General features: G+C 66.4%; 14 protein-coding genes. 3 read left to right on the top strand and 11 right to left on the bottom strand.

All coding sequences use genetic code 11. The annotated features are described in order from the left end of the window. Window positions 1-50 precede the first annotated feature (50 nt). Window positions 51-2,093: an excinuclease ABC subunit UvrC gene (uvrC, locus tag GD429_RS01345; RefSeq protein ID WP_152855340.1), complete on the bottom strand. Its 2,043-nt coding sequence runs from the start codon at window positions 2,091-2,093 to the stop codon at window positions 51-53. Window positions 2,094-2,169: 76 nt separating this feature from the next. Here uvrC and earP point away from each other — a divergent pair, with 76 nt between their 5' ends. The 3 genes from earP to GD429_RS01360 all read left to right on the top strand — a co-directional run bounded on the left by earP (window position 2,170) and on the right by GD429_RS01360 (window position 5,701). Continuing rightward, the gene (gene earP, locus GD429_RS01350; protein WP_152855341.1) at window positions 2,170-3,363 is read left to right on the top strand and encodes an elongation factor P maturation arginine rhamnosyltransferase EarP; all 1,194 of its coding nucleotides are present in this window, start codon (window positions 2,170-2,172) and stop codon (window positions 3,361-3,363) included. Between the two features lie 126 nt (window positions 3,364-3,489). Further along, on the top strand, window positions 3,490-4,047 hold the full coding sequence (gene efp, locus GD429_RS01355; RefSeq protein WP_047900193.1) for an elongation factor P: 558 nt from the start codon (window positions 3,490-3,492) through the stop codon (window positions 4,045-4,047). A 268-nt stretch (window positions 4,048-4,315) separates the two neighbouring features. Further along, window positions 4,316-5,701 carry a sigma-54-dependent transcriptional regulator gene (locus tag GD429_RS01360; protein WP_152855342.1) on the top strand — a complete coding sequence of 462 codons (1,386 nt, stop codon included), beginning with the start codon at window positions 4,316-4,318 and terminating at the stop codon, window positions 5,699-5,701. 192 nt (window positions 5,702-5,893) lie between these two features. Here GD429_RS01360 and nagZ read toward each other — a convergent pair whose 3' ends face one another. The 10 genes from nagZ to GD429_RS01410 all read right to left on the bottom strand — a co-directional run bounded on the left by nagZ (window position 5,894) and on the right by GD429_RS01410 (window position 16,073). Continuing rightward, window positions 5,894-6,922: a beta-N-acetylhexosaminidase gene (gene nagZ, locus GD429_RS01365; protein ID WP_152855343.1), complete on the bottom strand. Its 1,029-nt coding sequence runs from the start codon at window positions 6,920-6,922 to the stop codon at window positions 5,894-5,896. A 16-nt stretch (window positions 6,923-6,938) separates the two neighbouring features. Continuing rightward, complete coding sequence (gene acpS / locus GD429_RS01370; RefSeq protein WP_152855344.1) at window positions 6,939-7,367, bottom strand: holo-ACP synthase; 429 nt, start codon at window positions 7,365-7,367, stop codon at window positions 6,939-6,941. Between the two features lie 72 nt (window positions 7,368-7,439). Next, window positions 7,440-8,216, bottom strand: coding sequence for a pyridoxine 5'-phosphate synthase (gene pdxJ, locus GD429_RS01375; protein WP_072435991.1), 777 nt, complete (start codon window positions 8,214-8,216; stop codon window positions 7,440-7,442). Next, entirely contained in the window at window positions 8,213-9,049 is an 837-nt protein-coding gene (recO, locus tag GD429_RS01380) for a DNA repair protein RecO (protein WP_152855345.1), read from the bottom strand. The genes pdxJ and recO overlap by 4 nt, the downstream gene beginning before the upstream one ends. Next, window positions 9,036-9,935 (bottom strand): GTPase Era, encoded by a 900-nt coding sequence (gene era / locus GD429_RS01385; protein WP_152855346.1) that lies wholly within the window; start codon window positions 9,933-9,935, stop codon window positions 9,036-9,038. Before era ends, recO begins: the two co-directional genes overlap by 14 nt. Window positions 9,936-9,995: 60 nt before the next feature. Then, window positions 9,996-11,282, bottom strand: a complete 1,287-nt coding sequence (gene rnc / locus GD429_RS01390; protein WP_152855347.1) for a ribonuclease III — start codon at window positions 11,280-11,282, stop codon at window positions 9,996-9,998. Between the two features lie 153 nt (window positions 11,283-11,435). Beyond that, window positions 11,436-12,329: a signal peptidase I gene (gene lepB, locus GD429_RS01395; RefSeq protein ID WP_152855348.1), complete on the bottom strand. Its 894-nt coding sequence runs from the start codon at window positions 12,327-12,329 to the stop codon at window positions 11,436-11,438. Window positions 12,330-12,345: 16 nt separating this feature from the next. Continuing rightward, the gene (gene lepA / locus GD429_RS01400) at window positions 12,346-14,139 is read right to left on the bottom strand and encodes a translation elongation factor 4 (RefSeq protein WP_152855349.1); all 1,794 of its coding nucleotides are present in this window, start codon (window positions 14,137-14,139) and stop codon (window positions 12,346-12,348) included. A gap of 193 nt (window positions 14,140-14,332) precedes the next feature. Beyond that, window positions 14,333-14,569, bottom strand: a complete 237-nt coding sequence (locus GD429_RS01405) for a glutaredoxin family protein (protein WP_152855350.1) — start codon at window positions 14,567-14,569, stop codon at window positions 14,333-14,335. 7 nt (window positions 14,570-14,576) lie between these two features. Then, a complete protein-coding gene (locus GD429_RS01410; RefSeq protein WP_152855351.1) occupies window positions 14,577-16,073 on the bottom strand; it encodes a DegQ family serine endoprotease in 1,497 nt (498 codons plus the stop codon). Between the last annotated feature and the right edge of the window lie 11 nt (window positions 16,074-16,084).

Genomic DNA, 16,084 nt, shown 5'->3' on the forward strand with positions numbered 1-16,084 from the left:
TGCCACAAGAACGCGAAAACGCGGGCAAGGCAGCCGGCCGCACGGGCACGTCAGTGAAGCTGCTTGTAGATCTGCTCGGCGAGCGCGTGCGAGATGCCCTCGACGCTCGCGAGCTCCTCGACGCTCGCGGCAACGACACCGCGCAACCCGCCGAAACGCGCGAGCAGCCGCTGCCGGCGTTTCGCGCCGACGCCTTCGAGTTCCTCGAGGCGCGACGTCTGGCGCGCCTTCGCCCGCTTCGCGCGCATGCCGGTGATCGCGAAGCGGTGCGCCTCGTCGCGAATCTGCGCGACGAGCATCAGCGCGGCGCTCTCCTTGCCGAGTTCGAGCGGCGTGCGGCCGTCCGCGAACACGAGTGTCTCGAGGCCGACCTTGCGCCCCTCGCCTTTCGCGACGCCGACCAGCATCGACGTGTCGAGCCCGAGCTCGGTGAACACCTGGCGCGCGATTTCGACCTGACCCTTGCCGCCGTCGATCAGCACGAGGTTCGGCAGCAGGCTCGACGCCTCGGCCTGGCGCGTCGATTCGCCGTCGATGCCCGCCGCATCGTCGGCGGCGGCCGCCTGTGCGGCCTGTTCGACCATCTTCTCGTAGCGGCGCGTCAGCACCTGCCGCATCGCCGCGTAATCGTCGCCCGGCGTGATGCCGGCGATGTTGTAGCGACGGTACTCGCCCGACTGCATCTTGTGATGGTGATAAACGACGCACGACGCCTGCGTCGCCTCGCCCATCGTATGGCTGATGTCGAAGCATTCGATCCGCAGCATCGCGAGATCGTCGCATTCGTAGCTGAGCGTCTCCGCGAGCGCGCGCGTACGCGCCTGCTGCGAGCCCTGCTCGGACAGCAGCCGCGCGAGCGCGATCTGCGCGTTCTGCTCGGCCATCGACAGCCACGCGCGCCGCTGCCCCTGCGGCTGCCGTATCAGCGACACCTTGTGGCCGGCCTGCTCGGACAGCAGTTCGAGCAGGTCGCGGCTCGCGGGCGCATGACTCACGACGAGCACCGGCGGCACGCGGTTGCCGAGATAGTGCTGCGAGATGAATGCGTCGAGCACCTCGGCCTCGACCGACGCCACCACGTCGCCGCGCGCGCCGCCCCCCTCTTCCGCCGGCCGGTCGGACAGCACACCGTCAGTCGCGTCGGTCGCGTCGGCAATTTCCGCCACCTCGGCCTCGTCGCCGAGACCGCCTTCGGCGAGCGTCAGCGCACTTTCGACGTGCGTCGGGAAATACGCCTTGTCGCCGAGATGCCGGCCGCCGCGCACCATCGCGAGGTTCACGCACACGCGCCCGCCCTGCGCGACGACCGCCAGGATGTCGACGTCGCTGTCGCTGCCGACCTCGATCGCCTGCTGGTGCAGCACCGTCGCGAGCGAGCTCATCTGGTTGCGCACGGCCGCCGCCTGCTCGAATTTCAGCTCGGCCGCGAACGCGTGCATCTTCTGCTCGAGCTCCTTCATCACTTCGGACTGCCGGCCGAGCAGGAAGCGCGCGGCGTTCGACACGTCAACCGCGTAATCCTCGTCGGAGATCGCGCCGACGCACGGCGCCGTGCAGCGCCCGATCTGGTGCAGGAGGCAAGGCCGCGTGCGGTTGTTGAAGACCGAATCCTCGCAGGTCCGCAACTGGAACACGCGCTGTAGGATCTGGATGCTCTCGCGCACGGCCCACGCGCTCGGGAACGGCCCGAAATACTGGTTCTGCTTGTCGACCGAGCCGCGGTAGTAGGCCATCCGCGGAAAACGGTGCGCGGTGAGCTTCAGGTACGGATACGACTTGTCGTCGCGAAACAGGATGTTGTAGCGCGGCGCGAGCGCCTTGATCAGGTTGTTCTCGAGCAGAAGCGCCTCGGCTTCCGAGCGCGTGACTGTCGTCTCGATGCGCGCGATGCGCGTGACCATCATCGCGATGCGCGGCGACAGCTGCGTCTTCGTGAAATAGCTCGACACGCGCTTCTTCAGGTCGCGCGCCTTGCCGACATAGAGGACGGCGCCCGCCGTGTCGTAATAACGATAGACGCCCGGCATGTGCGGCAGCTGCGCAAGGATCTTCTTCGGTTCGAACGGAGTATCGGAGGCTTCTGGGGATGTCATGCGTGATCCGGGCGCCTTGTAACGCGGAACGGGTCTATTAGAATCGCCAGTTTAGAGCATTCACCGGCCCGCTTCGATGCCACGCACCACCGCTGTCCCCCAATCTACCGCGCCGCTCGCGCCGGGCGAACCGATCGCCTGCGACCTCTTCTGCACGGTGATCGACAATTTCGGCGACATCGGCGTGTGCTGGCGCGTCGCGCGCCAGCTCGCACACGAGCACGGCTGGCAGGTTCGCCTGTTCGTCGACGACCTGCGCACGTTCGCACACCTGCTGCCGGAGGTCGATCCCGACGCGGGACGGCAGACGGTCGACGGCATCGTGATCGAGCACTGGCACGCGGAAGCCGGCGACGCGCTCGAGATCGCCGATGTCGTGATCGAGGCGTTCGCGTGCGAGCTGCCCGGCGCGTATCTCGCCGCGATGGCGCGCCGCGCGCGTCGCCCGGTGTGGATCAACCTCGAATACTTGAGCGCCGAGGACTGGGTCGCCGATTTCCATCTGCGGCCGTCGCCGCATCCGCGCTACCCGCTGCTGAAGACGTTCTTCTTCCCGGGCCTGTCGGCCGGCACGGGCGGCGTCCTGAAGGAACACGACCTCGATGCGCGCCGCACCGCGTTCGAAACCGACGCGGCCGCGCGCGCCGCGTGGTGGCAGCGCGCGACCGGCGGCGCGCCGCCGGCGCCCGGCACGACTGTCGTCAGCCTGTTCGCGTACGAGAACCCGGCCGTCGACGCGCTGCTCGCGCAGTGGCGCGACGGCCCGTCGCCGGTCGTCGCGCTCGTGCCGGCCGGCCGCGTGTCGCCTGCCGTGGCTCGCTTTTTCGGGGTCGAGTCGTTCGGCGCGGGCGCGCATGCGAGCGGCGGCAACCTGGTCGCTCACGGGCTCGCGTTCGTTCCGCAGACCGACTACGACCCGCTACTGTGGGTCGCCGACATCAATTTCGTGCGCGGCGAGGATTCGTTCGTCCGTGCGCAGTGGGCACGCAAGCCGTTCGTGTGGCACATCTACCCGCAGGCCGACGATGCGCACCTGCCGAAGCTCGACGCCGCGCTCGCGCACCTGTCGGCCGGCCTCGCCGACGCGCCTCGCGCGGCGCTCGAGCGCTTCTGGCATGCGTGGAACGGCGTCGGCACGCCCGACTGGGCAGATTTCCTGCAACACCGTGCCGCACTCGACGCCAACGCGGCCCGCTGGGCCGATGCGCTCGCGGCCATCGGAGATCTCGCCGGAAAGCTGGCCGAATACGCAAAATCTCAGTTAAAATAAGCGGTTATCCGACGGCTGACCAGGCAAGCGCTCGCTTTTGGCGTCCACCGGAACGCGCCGCTTGCGCCGTCAGCCGTTGCGCAACGCTCAGGCACCTATTTATTTGATTTGATCAGGACAGTTTTTATGAAGACCGCACAGGAACTCCGCGTAGGCAACGTTGTGCAGATCGGCAGCGATGCTTGGGTCATCGCCAAGGCGGAATACAACAAGTCGGGCCGTAATTCCGCCGTCGTCAAGATGAAGATGAAGAACCTGCTGACCAACGCAGGCCAGGAATCGGTCTACAAGGCAGACGACAAGTTCGACGTCGTCGTGCTCGACCGCAAGGAAGTGACGTATTCGTACTTCGCCGATCCGATGTACGTGTTCATGGACGCCGACTACAACCAGTACGAAGTCGAAGCCGAAATGATGGGCGAAGCGCTGAACTACCTCGAAGACGGCATGGCGTGCGAAGTCGTGTTCTACAACGAGAAGGCGATCTCGGTCGACCTGCCGACGGTCCTCGTTCGCGAGATCACCTACACGGAACCGGCCGTCAAGGGTGACACGTCGTCGGGCAAGGTGCTGAAGAACGCCAAGCTCGCAACGGGCTTCGAACTGCAAGTGCCGCTCTTCTGCAACACCGGCGACAAGATCGAAATCGATACGCGTACGAACGAATACCGTAGCCGCGCGTAATCGTCAGCGATTCCCGCATCGAACAAAGCGCCCTTCGGGGCGCTTTTTGTTTGCCTGTCGCCAACAGCGGCCGCAAACCAGTGCCATATCAAGCACAAAATCCACCGGTAAAGATATTCAATTTGTATCATCGGTAACTGTTTTATAGCGCCGGAGAAATAATGCGCGTTACACGTTCAGCGGGGCATAAAATCAGTTTTTAATCTGACATGCGGCTGCGGCTCCGATGGCCGACAGCCCGCCTCTCTTGACTCGACTCGCGTCCACCATGCCACACGCCCTGATTGTCGAAGACGATCCCAACAGTCTCTCCGGCCTCACCGCGCTGCTCGCCGCAGACGGCTTCTCGGTCGACACGGCCACGTCGCTCGCCGAAGCGCGCACGGCGCTCGGCCGCTCGATTCCCGATGTCGTCCTCGTCGACCTGAACCTGCCGGACGGCAGCGGGTTCGACCTGCTCCAGCACCTGCCGCAGCAGCAGCCGAACGGCTCGCTGCCCGTCATCGTGCTGACGGGCAACGCGACGGTCGAAAGCGCAATCGAGGGCCTGCGTCACGGTATTTGGGACTACCTGCTGAAGCCGATCAACATTCCGCGCCTGCGCAGCCTGCTCGCGCGAATTCCCCGCCCGTACGAACTGATCGACGAAGTGCAGGCGCTGCGCGCATCGCTGCGCCATCTCGGCCGCTTCGGCGCACTGGTCGGCCGCAGCGACGCGATGCAGCACGTGTACGACATGATCGAGCACAACGCACGCACCGAAACGGCCGTGCTGTTCGCGGGCGAAGCCGGCACCGGCAAGAAGCTGGCCGCGCGCACGCTGCACGAACTGAGCCGGCGCCGCAAAGGGCCGTTCGTGTCGTTCGACTGCCGGACGATCACGCAGGCAGGCCGGCACGGCGCATCGCTCGACAGCGTGCTGTTCGGCCATGAGCGCGGCGCGTTCGACGGCGCCGAGCGCCGCGAATCGGGCCTGTTCGAACAGGCGGGCGGCGGCACGCTGTTCCTCGACGAGATCACCGCGCTGCCGCTCGTGCTGCAGGAAGCACTGCTGCAAGCGCTCGATTCGCAGAACTTCATGCGGATCGGCGGCACGAGTGCGATCACGAGCGATTTCCGGCTGATCGCGACCACGCGCCGCCCGGCGCGCGAAGCGGTCGCGAACGGCACGCTGCGCGAGGATCTGTGGCTGCGCCTCGACGCGGCATCGATCACGATGCCGCCGCTGCGCGAGCGCGACGGCGACGCGCTCGCGATCGCGGACGCGCTGATCGACGAACTGAACCGCGAAGCGCGCGCGACCGGCCGCAGCACGACCGACAAGCGCGCGGCACCGGGCTTCGTGCGCGAATGCGTTTCCTACGAATGGCCCGGCAACGTGCGCGAGTTGCAGGAGCGCGTGCGCTTCGCGTACGACGCATCGGGCGATTTCATCGAGACGCTGCGTGCAGGCGAGACCAGCTTCTCCGCCGGCGCCGCGCTGAACGGCAGCAGCGTGCAGATCAAGGTCGGCACGCCGCTGGCCGACGTCGAGGATCTGCTGATCCGCGCGACGCTCGACGCGGTCGGCGGCACGCGCCACCGCGCGGCGACGCTGCTCGGCATCAGCCCGAAGACGCTGTACAACAAGCTGCAGCGGATGAAGGTGAACTGAGCGGCCGGCGATGTATGCAGGCGCTGGCAGGATTTGACCGTTAGTTGCGTCATAAGGTTGCCGCGGCGGCATGCCTGATTTCCGCCGCAGTCCGGTTCATGCGTGCCGCACCTCATGCAAAAAGCCGCGCTATTGCGCGGCTTTTTGTTCCAGCGCCCGGAATGGCGCGGTACTGCGCGCGCCCTCCCCCGCTTACGCCAGTGCGCTGCTCAACAGCGCCTGCGCCTGCAGATACTCGGGCTGCACGATCAGCTTGTCCCACTTGAGCGCCTTGCCGCGCGCGCGCATCCGCTTGAGGCGTCGCACCGACTCCACCGATGCCTGCTCCTTCAGCTCGTTCAGCACGACCTCGGCCGCGTCCGGCTGGTTGCAGACGAGCACCATGTCGCACCCGGCGGCGAGCGCCGCTTCGGCCGCCTGCGTGAGCGTGCCGCCTTCGCGGGCAGCCTCCATCGACAGGTCGTCGCTGAAGATCGCGCCCGTGAAGCCGAGCCGGCCGCGCAGGATGTCCTGCAGCCACACGCGCGAGAAACCGGCCGGCCGCTTGTCGACCTGCGTGTAGATCACGTGCGCGGGAATCACCGCGGACAGCGACAAGCCGAGCCAGTCGTACGGCGCTACGTCCTGCTTGAGGATCGCGTCGAGCGCGCGTTCGTCGGTCGGCAGCGCGACGTGCGAATCGGCCTCCGCGAAGCCGTGCCCCGGAAAATGCTTGCCGCAGTTCGCCATGCCGGCAAGCGACAGCCCGTGGTTCAGGCTCTTCGCGAGCAGCGTGACGACGCGCGGGTCGCGATGAAACGCGCGATCGCCGATCACTTTCGAGTGCCCGTAGTCGAGATCGAGCACGGGCGTGAAGCTCATGTCGATCCCGCACGCGCGCAGCTCGGCAGCCAGGATGTAGCCGACGGCGGTCGCGACCTTCGTCGCGAGCAGCACGTCGCGATCCCACAGCTCGCCGAGGCGGCGCATCGCGGGCAGCACCGTGAAGCCGTCGGTGCGGAACCGCTGCACGCGCCCGCCTTCGTGGTCGACCGCAATCAGGATGTCTTCGCGCACCGCGCGGATCGAGTCGGTCAGCGCGGTCAGTTGCGCGCGATTCTGAAAGTGCCGCGCGAACAGGATCACGCCGCCGGTGTTCGGATGCGCGAGGCGCCGCGCATCGTCGCGCGACAGGGTCGTGCCGACGACGTCGAGCATGACCGGGCCGGGAGTCGTTTTCATCGAATCGGGAATTCCGTCAGGAGGGGGTTCGGGAAACAGGTGCAGGCGCGGCGTCCATCTCGGCGATCACGAACGACACCGCATAGTCGCGTTCGTCGCTGACCGTCACGCGCGCCGTGATGCCGCGCGCCGCAAGCCAGTCGGCCAGCTCACCCGACGCGACCACGTACGGCTCGCCGCTCGGGTGGTTGAGGGTCTGCAATGCACGCCACGTCATCGGCCAGTGCATGCCGAGCCCGATCGCCTTCGAGAACGCTTCCTTCGCGGAAAAACGCGTCGCGAGAAACGCGATGCCGCGCGCCTCCGAGCGTGCGCGGCGCGCATGGAACACGCGCAGTTCGTCGGGGCCCAGCACCTTCTCGGCAAACCGGCCGCCGGTGCGTTCGAGCACGGCCGCGACGCGGCTCACCTGGGCGATGTCGGTACCGATACCGTAGATCGCCATGTCAGTACGCGCCGGAGCGCCCCAGCGGGGCCGGGTGGCGAACGGCGCACGCGGCGCGATGGCATTTCATCTTCAGCGCGCGCCGCCATGCAATGCGGCAACGCGCGCGGCGACCATGATCGCCTTCATCTCGCGCACCGCGTTGTCCCAGCCCGCGAAGATCGCGTGCGCGACGATCGCGTGGCCGATGTTCAGTTCGACGATGCCGTCGATCGCGGCGATCTGCTGCACGTTCGTGTAATGCAGGCCGTGACCCGCGTTGACCTTCAGGCCGAGCTTCGCGCCGGCCTGCACGCCCGCGACGATGCGCTCGTATTCGCGCTGCTGCGCGGCTTCGTCGTGCGCCTCGGCGTAGCGGCCCGTATGCAGCTCGATCACCGGCGCGCCCGCTTCGTGCGCGGCGCGGATCTGCGTTTCGTCCGGATCGATGAACAGCGACACGCGCACGCCCACGTCGGCAAGCTGCTTGCACGCCGCGCGCACGGCCTCGAAGTGGCCGGCGACATCGAGGCCGCCTTCGGTCGTCAGTTCCTCGCGCTTCTCGGGCACGAGGCACGCGTCGTGCGGACGTACTTCGCACGCGATATCGAGCATCTCGGCGGTCACCGCGCACTCGAGGTTCATGCGCGTCTTCAGCAGCGGGCGCAGCTTGCGCACGTCCGCGTCGACGATGTGGCGGCGATCCTCGCGCAGGTGCAGCGTGATCGCGTCCGCGCCGGCCTCTTCGGCGGCAAGCGCCGCGCGGATCGGATCCGGATAGGCCGTGCCGCGCGCATTGCGCAGCGTCGCGACGTGGTCGATGTTCACGCCGAGGTCGATGGCGGTGGGCGTTGTCAGGAAGAAACTCATAGGTTTTGCAGGTCGATCAGGATCTGGCGCGTGGCGAGCGGCGTACCGCCGAGATAGGTGTTCAGCAGGAAGCGCATCAGCGTCTTGCTTTGCGCAACCGTCTGGGCTCGATGGTAATCGTCCTGCTCCATGTCGAGCAACGTCTGTCCGGTGATGACCGGCCAGTGCGACGGCACATCGTCGTCCGCATTGCGCACGCCGCGCTCGGGATCGAACACGTACCGGCGGTCGGGCTCGACCGCGCGACGCGCGACCGTGCGGTTCAGCGCCATCGCATAGCCGGTCTCGCGCAGCAGCACGCGCTCGAACGAGCGCAGCACCTGCACCGCGGGCTCGCCGTGCGCGAGGCGCGTGAGCGTCAGCACGTAATGATTGAACAGCGGCGGCTGCGGATCCTCGCGCGCGCAGAATTTCACGAGCAGTTCGTTCACGTAGAAGCCGCACAGCAGCCCGTCGCCGCCGAGCGGCAGCATCCCGCCGACCCACTCGGCGCCCGTCAGCGTGCGGACCTCGGATTTGCCCGACCAGGACAGCAGCAGCGGCTGGAATGTCTGCAGCACGCCGCGCAGCGCGGAGTGCGGGCGCTTCGCGCCCTTCGCGACGAGCGCGAGCCGGCCATGATCGCGCGTCAGCACGTCGACGATCAGGCTCGTTTCCCGGTACGGATAGCTGTGCAGCACGAACGCCGGCTGCTCGGCGACGCGGAAATCGGACGTGCGAGACGTCGCGCGCCGCGCCTTGCGCGGCGGTTCGGGCGGGGCCGGCAGCGGCGCGTCGTTCGCGCCGGCCGTCACCGCGTCTTCAGTCGACGTCAGCGCGTCATTCGTACCCATAGGCGCGCAGCCCCGCCTCGTTGTCGGCCCAGCCGCTCTTCACCTTCACGAAGGTCTCGAGGTACACGGGGCCGTCGAACAACTTCTCCATGTCCATCCGCGCCTCGGTGCTGATCTGCTTGAGCTTCTCGCCCTTCTTGCCGATCACCATCGCCTTGTGCGAATCGCGTTCGACGAGGATCGTCGCGAAGATGCGCTTCAGGCGCCCCTCCTCCTCGAACTTTTCGATGATGACGGTGCTCGTGTACGGCAGTTCGTCGCCGGTCCAGCGGAACACCTTCTCGCGCAGGATCTCGGCCGCGAGGAAGCGCGAGCTGCGATCGGTGAGTTCATCCTCGCCGTAGATCGGCTCGCCTTCCGGCAGGTACGGCTTGACCGTCTCCAGCAGGCGCTTGATGTCTTCCGGCCGCTGCGCCGACAGCGGCACGAGTTCGGTGAAGTCGCGCAGCGCGCTCATCTGCTGCATGAACGGGAACAGCGTCGCCTTGTCGGTCACGCGGTCGATCTTGTTCGCGATCAGCAGCGTCGGCATGCCGGGCGGAATCAGGTCGAGCACCTTCTGGTCGTCGGGCCCGAAGCGGCCCGCTTCGATCACGAACAGGATCACGTCGACCGACGTCAGCGTCGACGTGACCGCGCGGTTCAGCGAACGATTCAGCGCGGTGCTGTGACGGGTCTGGAAACCCGGCGTGTCGACGAACACGAACTGCGCGTCGTCGAACGTGTTGATGCCGGTGATGCGATGGCGGGTCGTCTGCGCCTTGCGCGACGTGATGCTGATCTTCTGGCCGACGAGTGCGTTCATCAACGTCGACTTGCCGACGTTCGGGCGGCCCACGATCGCGATCATGCCGCAACGGAAACCGGTAGGAGCGGGAGTGTTCATATCGTTTGGGAGACAGGTTCGGAAACGGCCGCGCGACGCGCGGCACGATCGATGGGCAATTCAGTGGTCGGCATCGGCCACGCGCGCCTGCGTGGCTGCGAGGCTCGCACCGCCCGGCGGCGTATCGGCATCGGGCGCCGCGGCATCGCGAGCGCGCACGGCTGCACGCGAAGCGGGGTCGGAGCCGGCGGACGGCTTGTCGGCGGACGGCTTGTCGGCGGACGGCTTGTCGGCGGACGGCTTGTCGGCGGACGGCTTGTCGGCGGACGACGATGCCGGATCGGCTGCGTGGCCGGCCGGCTTGTCGGCTGCGCGCGGCGTGCTCTCCGCGGGCCTTTCCGCAACTTTGTCGGTGCGCTCGACCGGCTTTTCGGCAACCTTGTCGGTCGCCGGCTTGGCCGCCCGTTCGCCCTTGTCGGCAGCCGCCTCGACGTGTGCCGCGCGAATCGCGGCCATCGGCGCCGCGGCGGGCTCCGCACCGGCACCGGTCGCAGCGGTTGCCGCGGGCACCCCACCGGCCGCCTTGGCCTCACGCGCCGCCGCACGTTCCTTCCGCTCCGGCGAGCGCAGGTCGAGCGCTTCCTGCACGCCCTTCACGCCCGGCACGATTTCGGGTTCGACATGCTTCGACCCGCGCGCGTTTTTCGAGCGCTTCGGCTTCGCGGCCAGCATCGGTGCGGCCGCCATGACCTCGTCGAGCGCCTTCTTCGCCGCTGCCTGCTCGGCCGCGCGCCGGCTCGCACCGGAGCCCGACACCTTCACGTCAAGCTTCGGCACCGTGCATTCGACCTCGAATTGCTGATTGTGCGCCGCACCATGCGTCGCGACGACCGTGTAGGTCGGCAGCGCGATCTTGTGCCCCTGCAGGTATTCCTGCAGCAGCGTCTTCGCGTCCTTGCCGAGCGTGCGCGGATCGATGTGGTCGAGAATCGGGATGTAGAGGCGCTTGATGACCCCTTGGGCGGCTTCGAAGCCGCCATCGAGGAACACGGCCCCGATGATGGCTTCGAACGCGTCCGCGAGGATCGACGGGCGGCGGAAACCGCCGCTGCGCAACTCGCCCTCGCCCAGCCGTAGCCCGTCCGAGATATTCAGGGCCTGAGCAATTTCGTACAGCGACTGCTGTTTGACGAGGTTGGCGCGTACGCGCGACAGGTCACCTTCGTCCAGCTTGCTGAAACGCTGGAACAAAAGGGCGGCCACCGCGCAATTCAGAACGGAGTCGCCGAGAAACTCGAGCCGTTCGTTGTGCGTGGCACTGTGACTGCGATGGGTCAAAGCCTGGCGCAACAATTCCGCATTGCGAAATTCGTAGCGCAGCCGGCTTTCCAACTGGGATAGGGGCATGTGCAGGAGTATAACGCGGGCGCCGGTCGGGCCGAAACGGCACAGCCGGACACGAAAAGGCGTGACGAGGCGGTGTTACCGCCGGTTCTTAAAGTAGTTCGGCAATACGCGATGCGGCCCGTGCGTCGCGTATTGCGTGTGCGTCGAATGCGATCAGTTGAAGGAACCGATGCGCTTCAGGTCGCTGAAGTTCATCCAGATGAAGAACGCGCGGCCGACGATGTTCCGGTCCGGCACGAAACCCCAGTAGCGGCTGTCCGCACTGTTGTCGCGGTTGTCGCCCATCATGAAGTAGTGACCGGGCGGCACCTTGCAGATCACGCCGCGGCTGTTGTACGTGCAGTTGTCGCGATACGGATAGTCGTATGCGCCCATCACGAACGGCGGCACCGCGGGGTTGTTGAGGATCGCGTTCTTCTTGTTGCCGATCGTCTCCTCGAACTGCTTCGCGTAATTCTGGCGCTCGTCGTCGAAGAAATCGGGCAGCGGCGTTTCGGGCACCGGCTGGCCGTTGATCGTGAGTTGCTTGTCCTGGTACGCGACCGTGTCGCCCGGCAAGCCGATCACGCGCTTGATGTAGTCGACCGACTCGTCCTTCGGATAACGGAACACGACGACGTCGCCGCGCGACAGCGGGCTGCCCTGCGTGATCTTCGTGTTCGTTACCGGCAGGCGCAGCCCGTACTCGAACTTGTTGACGAGGATGAAGTCGCCGACGAGCAGCGTCGGCACCATCGAACCCGACGGAATCTTGAACGGCTCGACGATGAACGAACGCACGACGAACACCGCCAGGATCACCGGGAAGAAGCTCGCGGTGTACTCGAGCCACCACGGCTGGCGCAGCTTCTCGTCGCGCAGCTTCGAACGCGTCTGCACGGCGTTTTCGTCCGCGAAACGCTTGTCGATGCGCGACTGCTGGCGATCGAACTCCTCGATCGCCGAGTCGGCCGCCAAGCGTCGCCGCGGCATGAACACCAGTTTGTCCAGCACCCACGCTACACCCGTCACGACGACGAGCACAAAAAGAATCAGCGCAAAATTCATAAAAGGAACAGTCCTGTTATTTGTCTTCGACGCGCAAGATCGCAAGGAACGCTTCCTGCGGGATCTCGACCGAACCCACCTGCTTCATGCGTTTCTTACCTGCTTTCTGCTTTTCGAGCAGCTTCTTCTTGCGCGTGATGTCACCGCCATAACACTTCGCCAGCACGTTCTTGCGCAGCGCCTTGATGTTCTCGCGGGCGATGATGTGCGCACCGATCGTGGCCTGGATCGCCACGTCGTACATCTGGCGCGGAATGATCTCGCGCATCTTCGCCGCCACTTCTCGGCCGCGATACTGCGATTGCGACCGGTGGACGATCACCGACAGCGCATCGACCTTGTCGCCGTTGATCAGCATGTCGACCTTCACGACGTCCGCCGACCGGTATTCCTTGAACTCGTAGTCCATCGACGCGTAGCCGCGCGACACCGACTTCAGGCGGTCGAAGAAATCAAGCACGATCTCGGCCATCGGGATTTCGTAGGTCAGCTGCACCTGGCGGCCGTGATACTGCATGTTGATCTGCGAGCCGCGCTTCTGCGTGCACAGCGTGATCACCGAGCCGACGTAGTCCTGCGGCATGTAGAGATTCACCGTGACGATCGGCTCGCGGATCTCCTCGATCTTCGGCGGCTCCGGCATCTTCGCGGGATTCTCGACCATCACGATCGAGCCGTCGCTCATCAGGACCTCGTAGACCACGGTCGGCGCCGTGGTGATGAGGTCCATGTCGAATTCGCGCTCCAGCCGCTCCTGCACGATCTCCATATGCAGGAGACCCAGGAAGCCGCACCGGAACCCGAAGCCGAGCGCCTGCGACACTTCCGGCTCGTACTGCAGCGACGCGTCGTTGAGCTTCAGCTTCTCGAGCGATTCGCGCAGCGCGTCGTACTGGTTCGCTTCCACCGGATAGAGGCCGGCGAACACCTGCGGCTTCACTTCCTTGAAGCCCGGCAGCGCTTGCGCCGCCGGCTTGGCCACGTGCGTGACGGTATCGCCGACCTTCGCGGCCGTCAGTTCCTTGATGCCGGCGATGATGAAGCCCACCTGCCCCGCCGACAGCGAATCGAGATTGCGCGACTTCGGCGTGAACACGCCGATGTGCTCGACCGGATACTGCGCACCGGTCGCCATCATCTTGATCTTGTCCTTCGGGCGCAGCGTGCCGTTGACGATGCGAACCAGCATCACGACGCCGACGTAGTTGTCGAACCACGAATCGATGATGAGCGCCTGCAGCGGCGCGTCCGGATCGCCCTTCGGCGGCGGCACCTTCGCGATCAGCGCTTCGAGCACGTCCTCGACGCCGAGGCCCGTCTTCGCGCTGCAGCGCGTCGCGTCGGTCGCGTCGATGCCGATTACGTCCTCGATCTCCTCGATCGCGTTCTCGGGGTTCGCGGCCGGCAGGTCGATCTTGTTCAGCACCGGCACGACCTCGACGCCGAGCTCGATCGCCGTGTAGCAGTTCGCGACCGTCTGCGCCTCGACGCCCTGGCTCGCGTCGACGACCAGCAGCGCGCCTTCGCACGCGGACAGCGAACGGCTGACCTCGTACGAGAAGTCGACGTGCCCCGGCGTGTCGATCAGGTTCAGGTTGTAGACCTTGCCGTCGCGCGCGCGATAGGACAGTGCAGCCGTCTGCGCCTTGATCGTGATGCCGCGCTCGCGCTCGATATCCATCGAGTCGAGCACCTGCGCTTCCATTTCACGGTCGGCGAGACCGCCGCAGACCTGGATGATGCGATCCGCGAGCGTCGACTTGCCATGGTCGATGTGCGCGATGATCGAGAAATTGCGAATATGATCCATTCAGTGCCGATCAAGCGAAAAAGGCGCGCTCGACGACTGCGGAGCACGCCTTGTGTAAGTCGGTGAAAAAACAGCCTATTTTAGCCGAAAAGGCCTTCACCGGGCGGTATTTCGGACGCCTGGCCGCGCGGCACCCGGCCGGGGCGCCTGCCGGGCGAAGTCCCGTGCGACGCGACGCCGGCCAGCGACAGGCTCAGCGCCGGGCCGCGAGCGCGTCGCGCACCCTCGCGTCGTCGAACCGGTGGCGGCACACTTCCGCGCCGTCCAGCAGCAGCACCGGCACGTCCTCGTCGTAGCGGGCGACGAGCGCCGCATCGGTGTCGATGTCGACATAGTCGACCGCAACGCCGAATTCGGCCGCCACCGGCGCCAGTGCGTCGCGCATGTCGTCGCACAGGTGGCACCAGCCACGGCCGTAGAGCGTGAACATCGGCGCGTTACTTCTGGCGCGGCCGCACGGGCACGAACTGCGTGTTGTCGCCACGCCGCACCAGCACCGCGACTGCCTTCTGCGGATCGAGCTGCGCGGTCACTTCGGCAAGCTGCTTCGCGCTCGTGATGTCGGTATCGCCGACGCGCAGCACGATGTCGCCGCGCTGCAGCCCCGCACGGGCGGCCGGGCCGTCGACGCCGTCGATCTGCACGCCGTTCTTCAGCTTCAGCGTCTTCAACTGATCGGCCGTCAGGTCGCTGACCGTCAGACCGAGCGAATTGGTCTGGCGCGGCTTCTGCGGCGCGTTCTTGCGCTGCTCGGCCTTGGCCGTCGACTCGACCGGCGTCTCCGCGATCGTGATCGGCAGATCGCGCGCCTGACCCTTGCGCCACACGCTGACGGTCGCCTTCGTGCCGGGCTTCGTGTCGCCGACCATGCGCGGCAGGTCCGACGCCGCGTCGACCGGGCGGCCGTTGAACTTCAGGATAATGTCACCCGGCTGGATGCCCGCCTTGTCGGCCGGGCCGCCCGGCTCGACGCTGCTGACGAGCGCGCCCTCGGCCTTCGGCAATCCGATCGAGTCGGCCACATCCTTCGTCACCTCGCCGATCGCCACCGCGATCCGGCCACGCGTGACCTTGCCCGTCGCCTTCAACTGGTCGGCCACGCGCATCGCCTCGTCGATCGGAATCGCGAACGAGATGCCCATGAAGCCGCCGGTACGGCTGTAGATCTGCGAGTTGATGCCGATCACCTCGCCTTGCATGTTGATCAGCGGGCCGCCCGAGTTGCCAGGGTTCACGGCGACGTCGGTCTGGATGAACGGCAGATAGTCGCCCGTGTTGCGGCTCTTCGAGCTGACGATGCCGGCCGTCACCGTGTTGTCGAGGCCGAACGGCGAACCGATCGCGACGACCCACTCGCCGACGCGCACCTTGTTCGAGTCGCCGACCGCGACGACAGGCAAGTTCGACGCCTGGATCTTGACGACCGCGACGTCCGTGCGATCGTCGACGCCGATCAGCTTCGCCCTGAATTCGCGCTTGTCGGTCAGCGTCACGTAGATGGTGTCCGCATCGTCGACGACGTGCGCATTGGTCATCACGTAACCGTCGGCCGACACGATGAAGCCCGAGCCGACACCGCGGTTCTGCTCGGTGTCGGGCGGATTGTCCGGCGCGGGCGCGTTCTTCGGGTTGCCATTGCCGCCACCGTTGCCGGGTGCCTGTGGCAGCGGAATGCCGAAGAAGCGCCGGAAGAATTCCGACATGTCGCCGTTGTCGAAGCCCGGCGGGAGCATCCCGCGCGGGCCGCTGCTCGTCGGCACGTTGGCAGTGGTCCTGATGTTCACGACGGCCGGCCCGACCCTTTCGACCAGATCGGCGAAGTCGGGCAGGCTGGCAGCGGGAGCCGTCACCGCGAACGCGGTATGCGGCACGAGCGGCAGGCAGGCAGACAGCGCCGCCGCCGCGAGCCATTTGCGCAGCGTGTGTTTCATCATGTCGGAAGCCG

The organism is Burkholderia sp. BE17 (genome assembly GCF_009362305.1).
GTDB classification, from domain to species: Bacteria; Pseudomonadota; Gammaproteobacteria; order Burkholderiales; family Burkholderiaceae; genus Burkholderia; species Burkholderia pyrrocinia_C.

Excerpts from the sequence above, each read along its gene's own strand:
- uvrC (WP_152855340.1), bottom strand. The coding sequence starts at position 2,093 with ATGACATCCCCAGAAGCCTCCGATACTCCGTTCGAACCGAAGAAGATC.
- earP (WP_152855341.1), top strand. The coding sequence starts at position 2,170 with ATGCCACGCACCACCGCTGTCCCCCAATCTACCGCGCCGCTCGCGCCG.
- efp (WP_047900193.1), top strand. The coding sequence starts at position 3,490 with ATGAAGACCGCACAGGAACTCCGCGTAGGCAACGTTGTGCAGATCGGC.
- GD429_RS01360 (WP_152855342.1), top strand. The coding sequence starts at position 4,316 with ATGCCACACGCCCTGATTGTCGAAGACGATCCCAACAGTCTCTCCGGC.
- nagZ (WP_152855343.1), bottom strand. The coding sequence starts at position 6,922 with ATGAAAACGACTCCCGGCCCGGTCATGCTCGACGTCGTCGGCACGACC.
- acpS (WP_152855344.1), bottom strand. The coding sequence starts at position 7,367 with ATGGCGATCTACGGTATCGGTACCGACATCGCCCAGGTGAGCCGCGTC.
- pdxJ (WP_072435991.1), bottom strand. The coding sequence starts at position 8,216 with ATGAGTTTCTTCCTGACAACGCCCACCGCCATCGACCTCGGCGTGAAC.
- recO (WP_152855345.1), bottom strand. The coding sequence starts at position 9,049 with ATGGGTACGAATGACGCGCTGACGTCGACTGAAGACGCGGTGACGGCC.
- era (WP_152855346.1), bottom strand. The coding sequence starts at position 9,935 with ATGAACACTCCCGCTCCTACCGGTTTCCGTTGCGGCATGATCGCGATC.
- rnc (WP_152855347.1), bottom strand. The coding sequence starts at position 11,282 with ATGCCCCTATCCCAGTTGGAAAGCCGGCTGCGCTACGAATTTCGCAAT.
- lepB (WP_152855348.1), bottom strand. The coding sequence starts at position 12,329 with ATGAATTTTGCGCTGATTCTTTTTGTGCTCGTCGTCGTGACGGGTGTA.
- lepA (WP_152855349.1), bottom strand. The coding sequence starts at position 14,139 with ATGGATCATATTCGCAATTTCTCGATCATCGCGCACATCGACCATGGC.
- GD429_RS01405 (WP_152855350.1), bottom strand. The coding sequence starts at position 14,569 with ATGTTCACGCTCTACGGCCGTGGCTGGTGCCACCTGTGCGACGACATG.
- GD429_RS01410 (WP_152855351.1), bottom strand. The coding sequence starts at position 16,073 with ATGATGAAACACACGCTGCGCAAATGGCTCGCGGCGGCGGCGCTGTCT.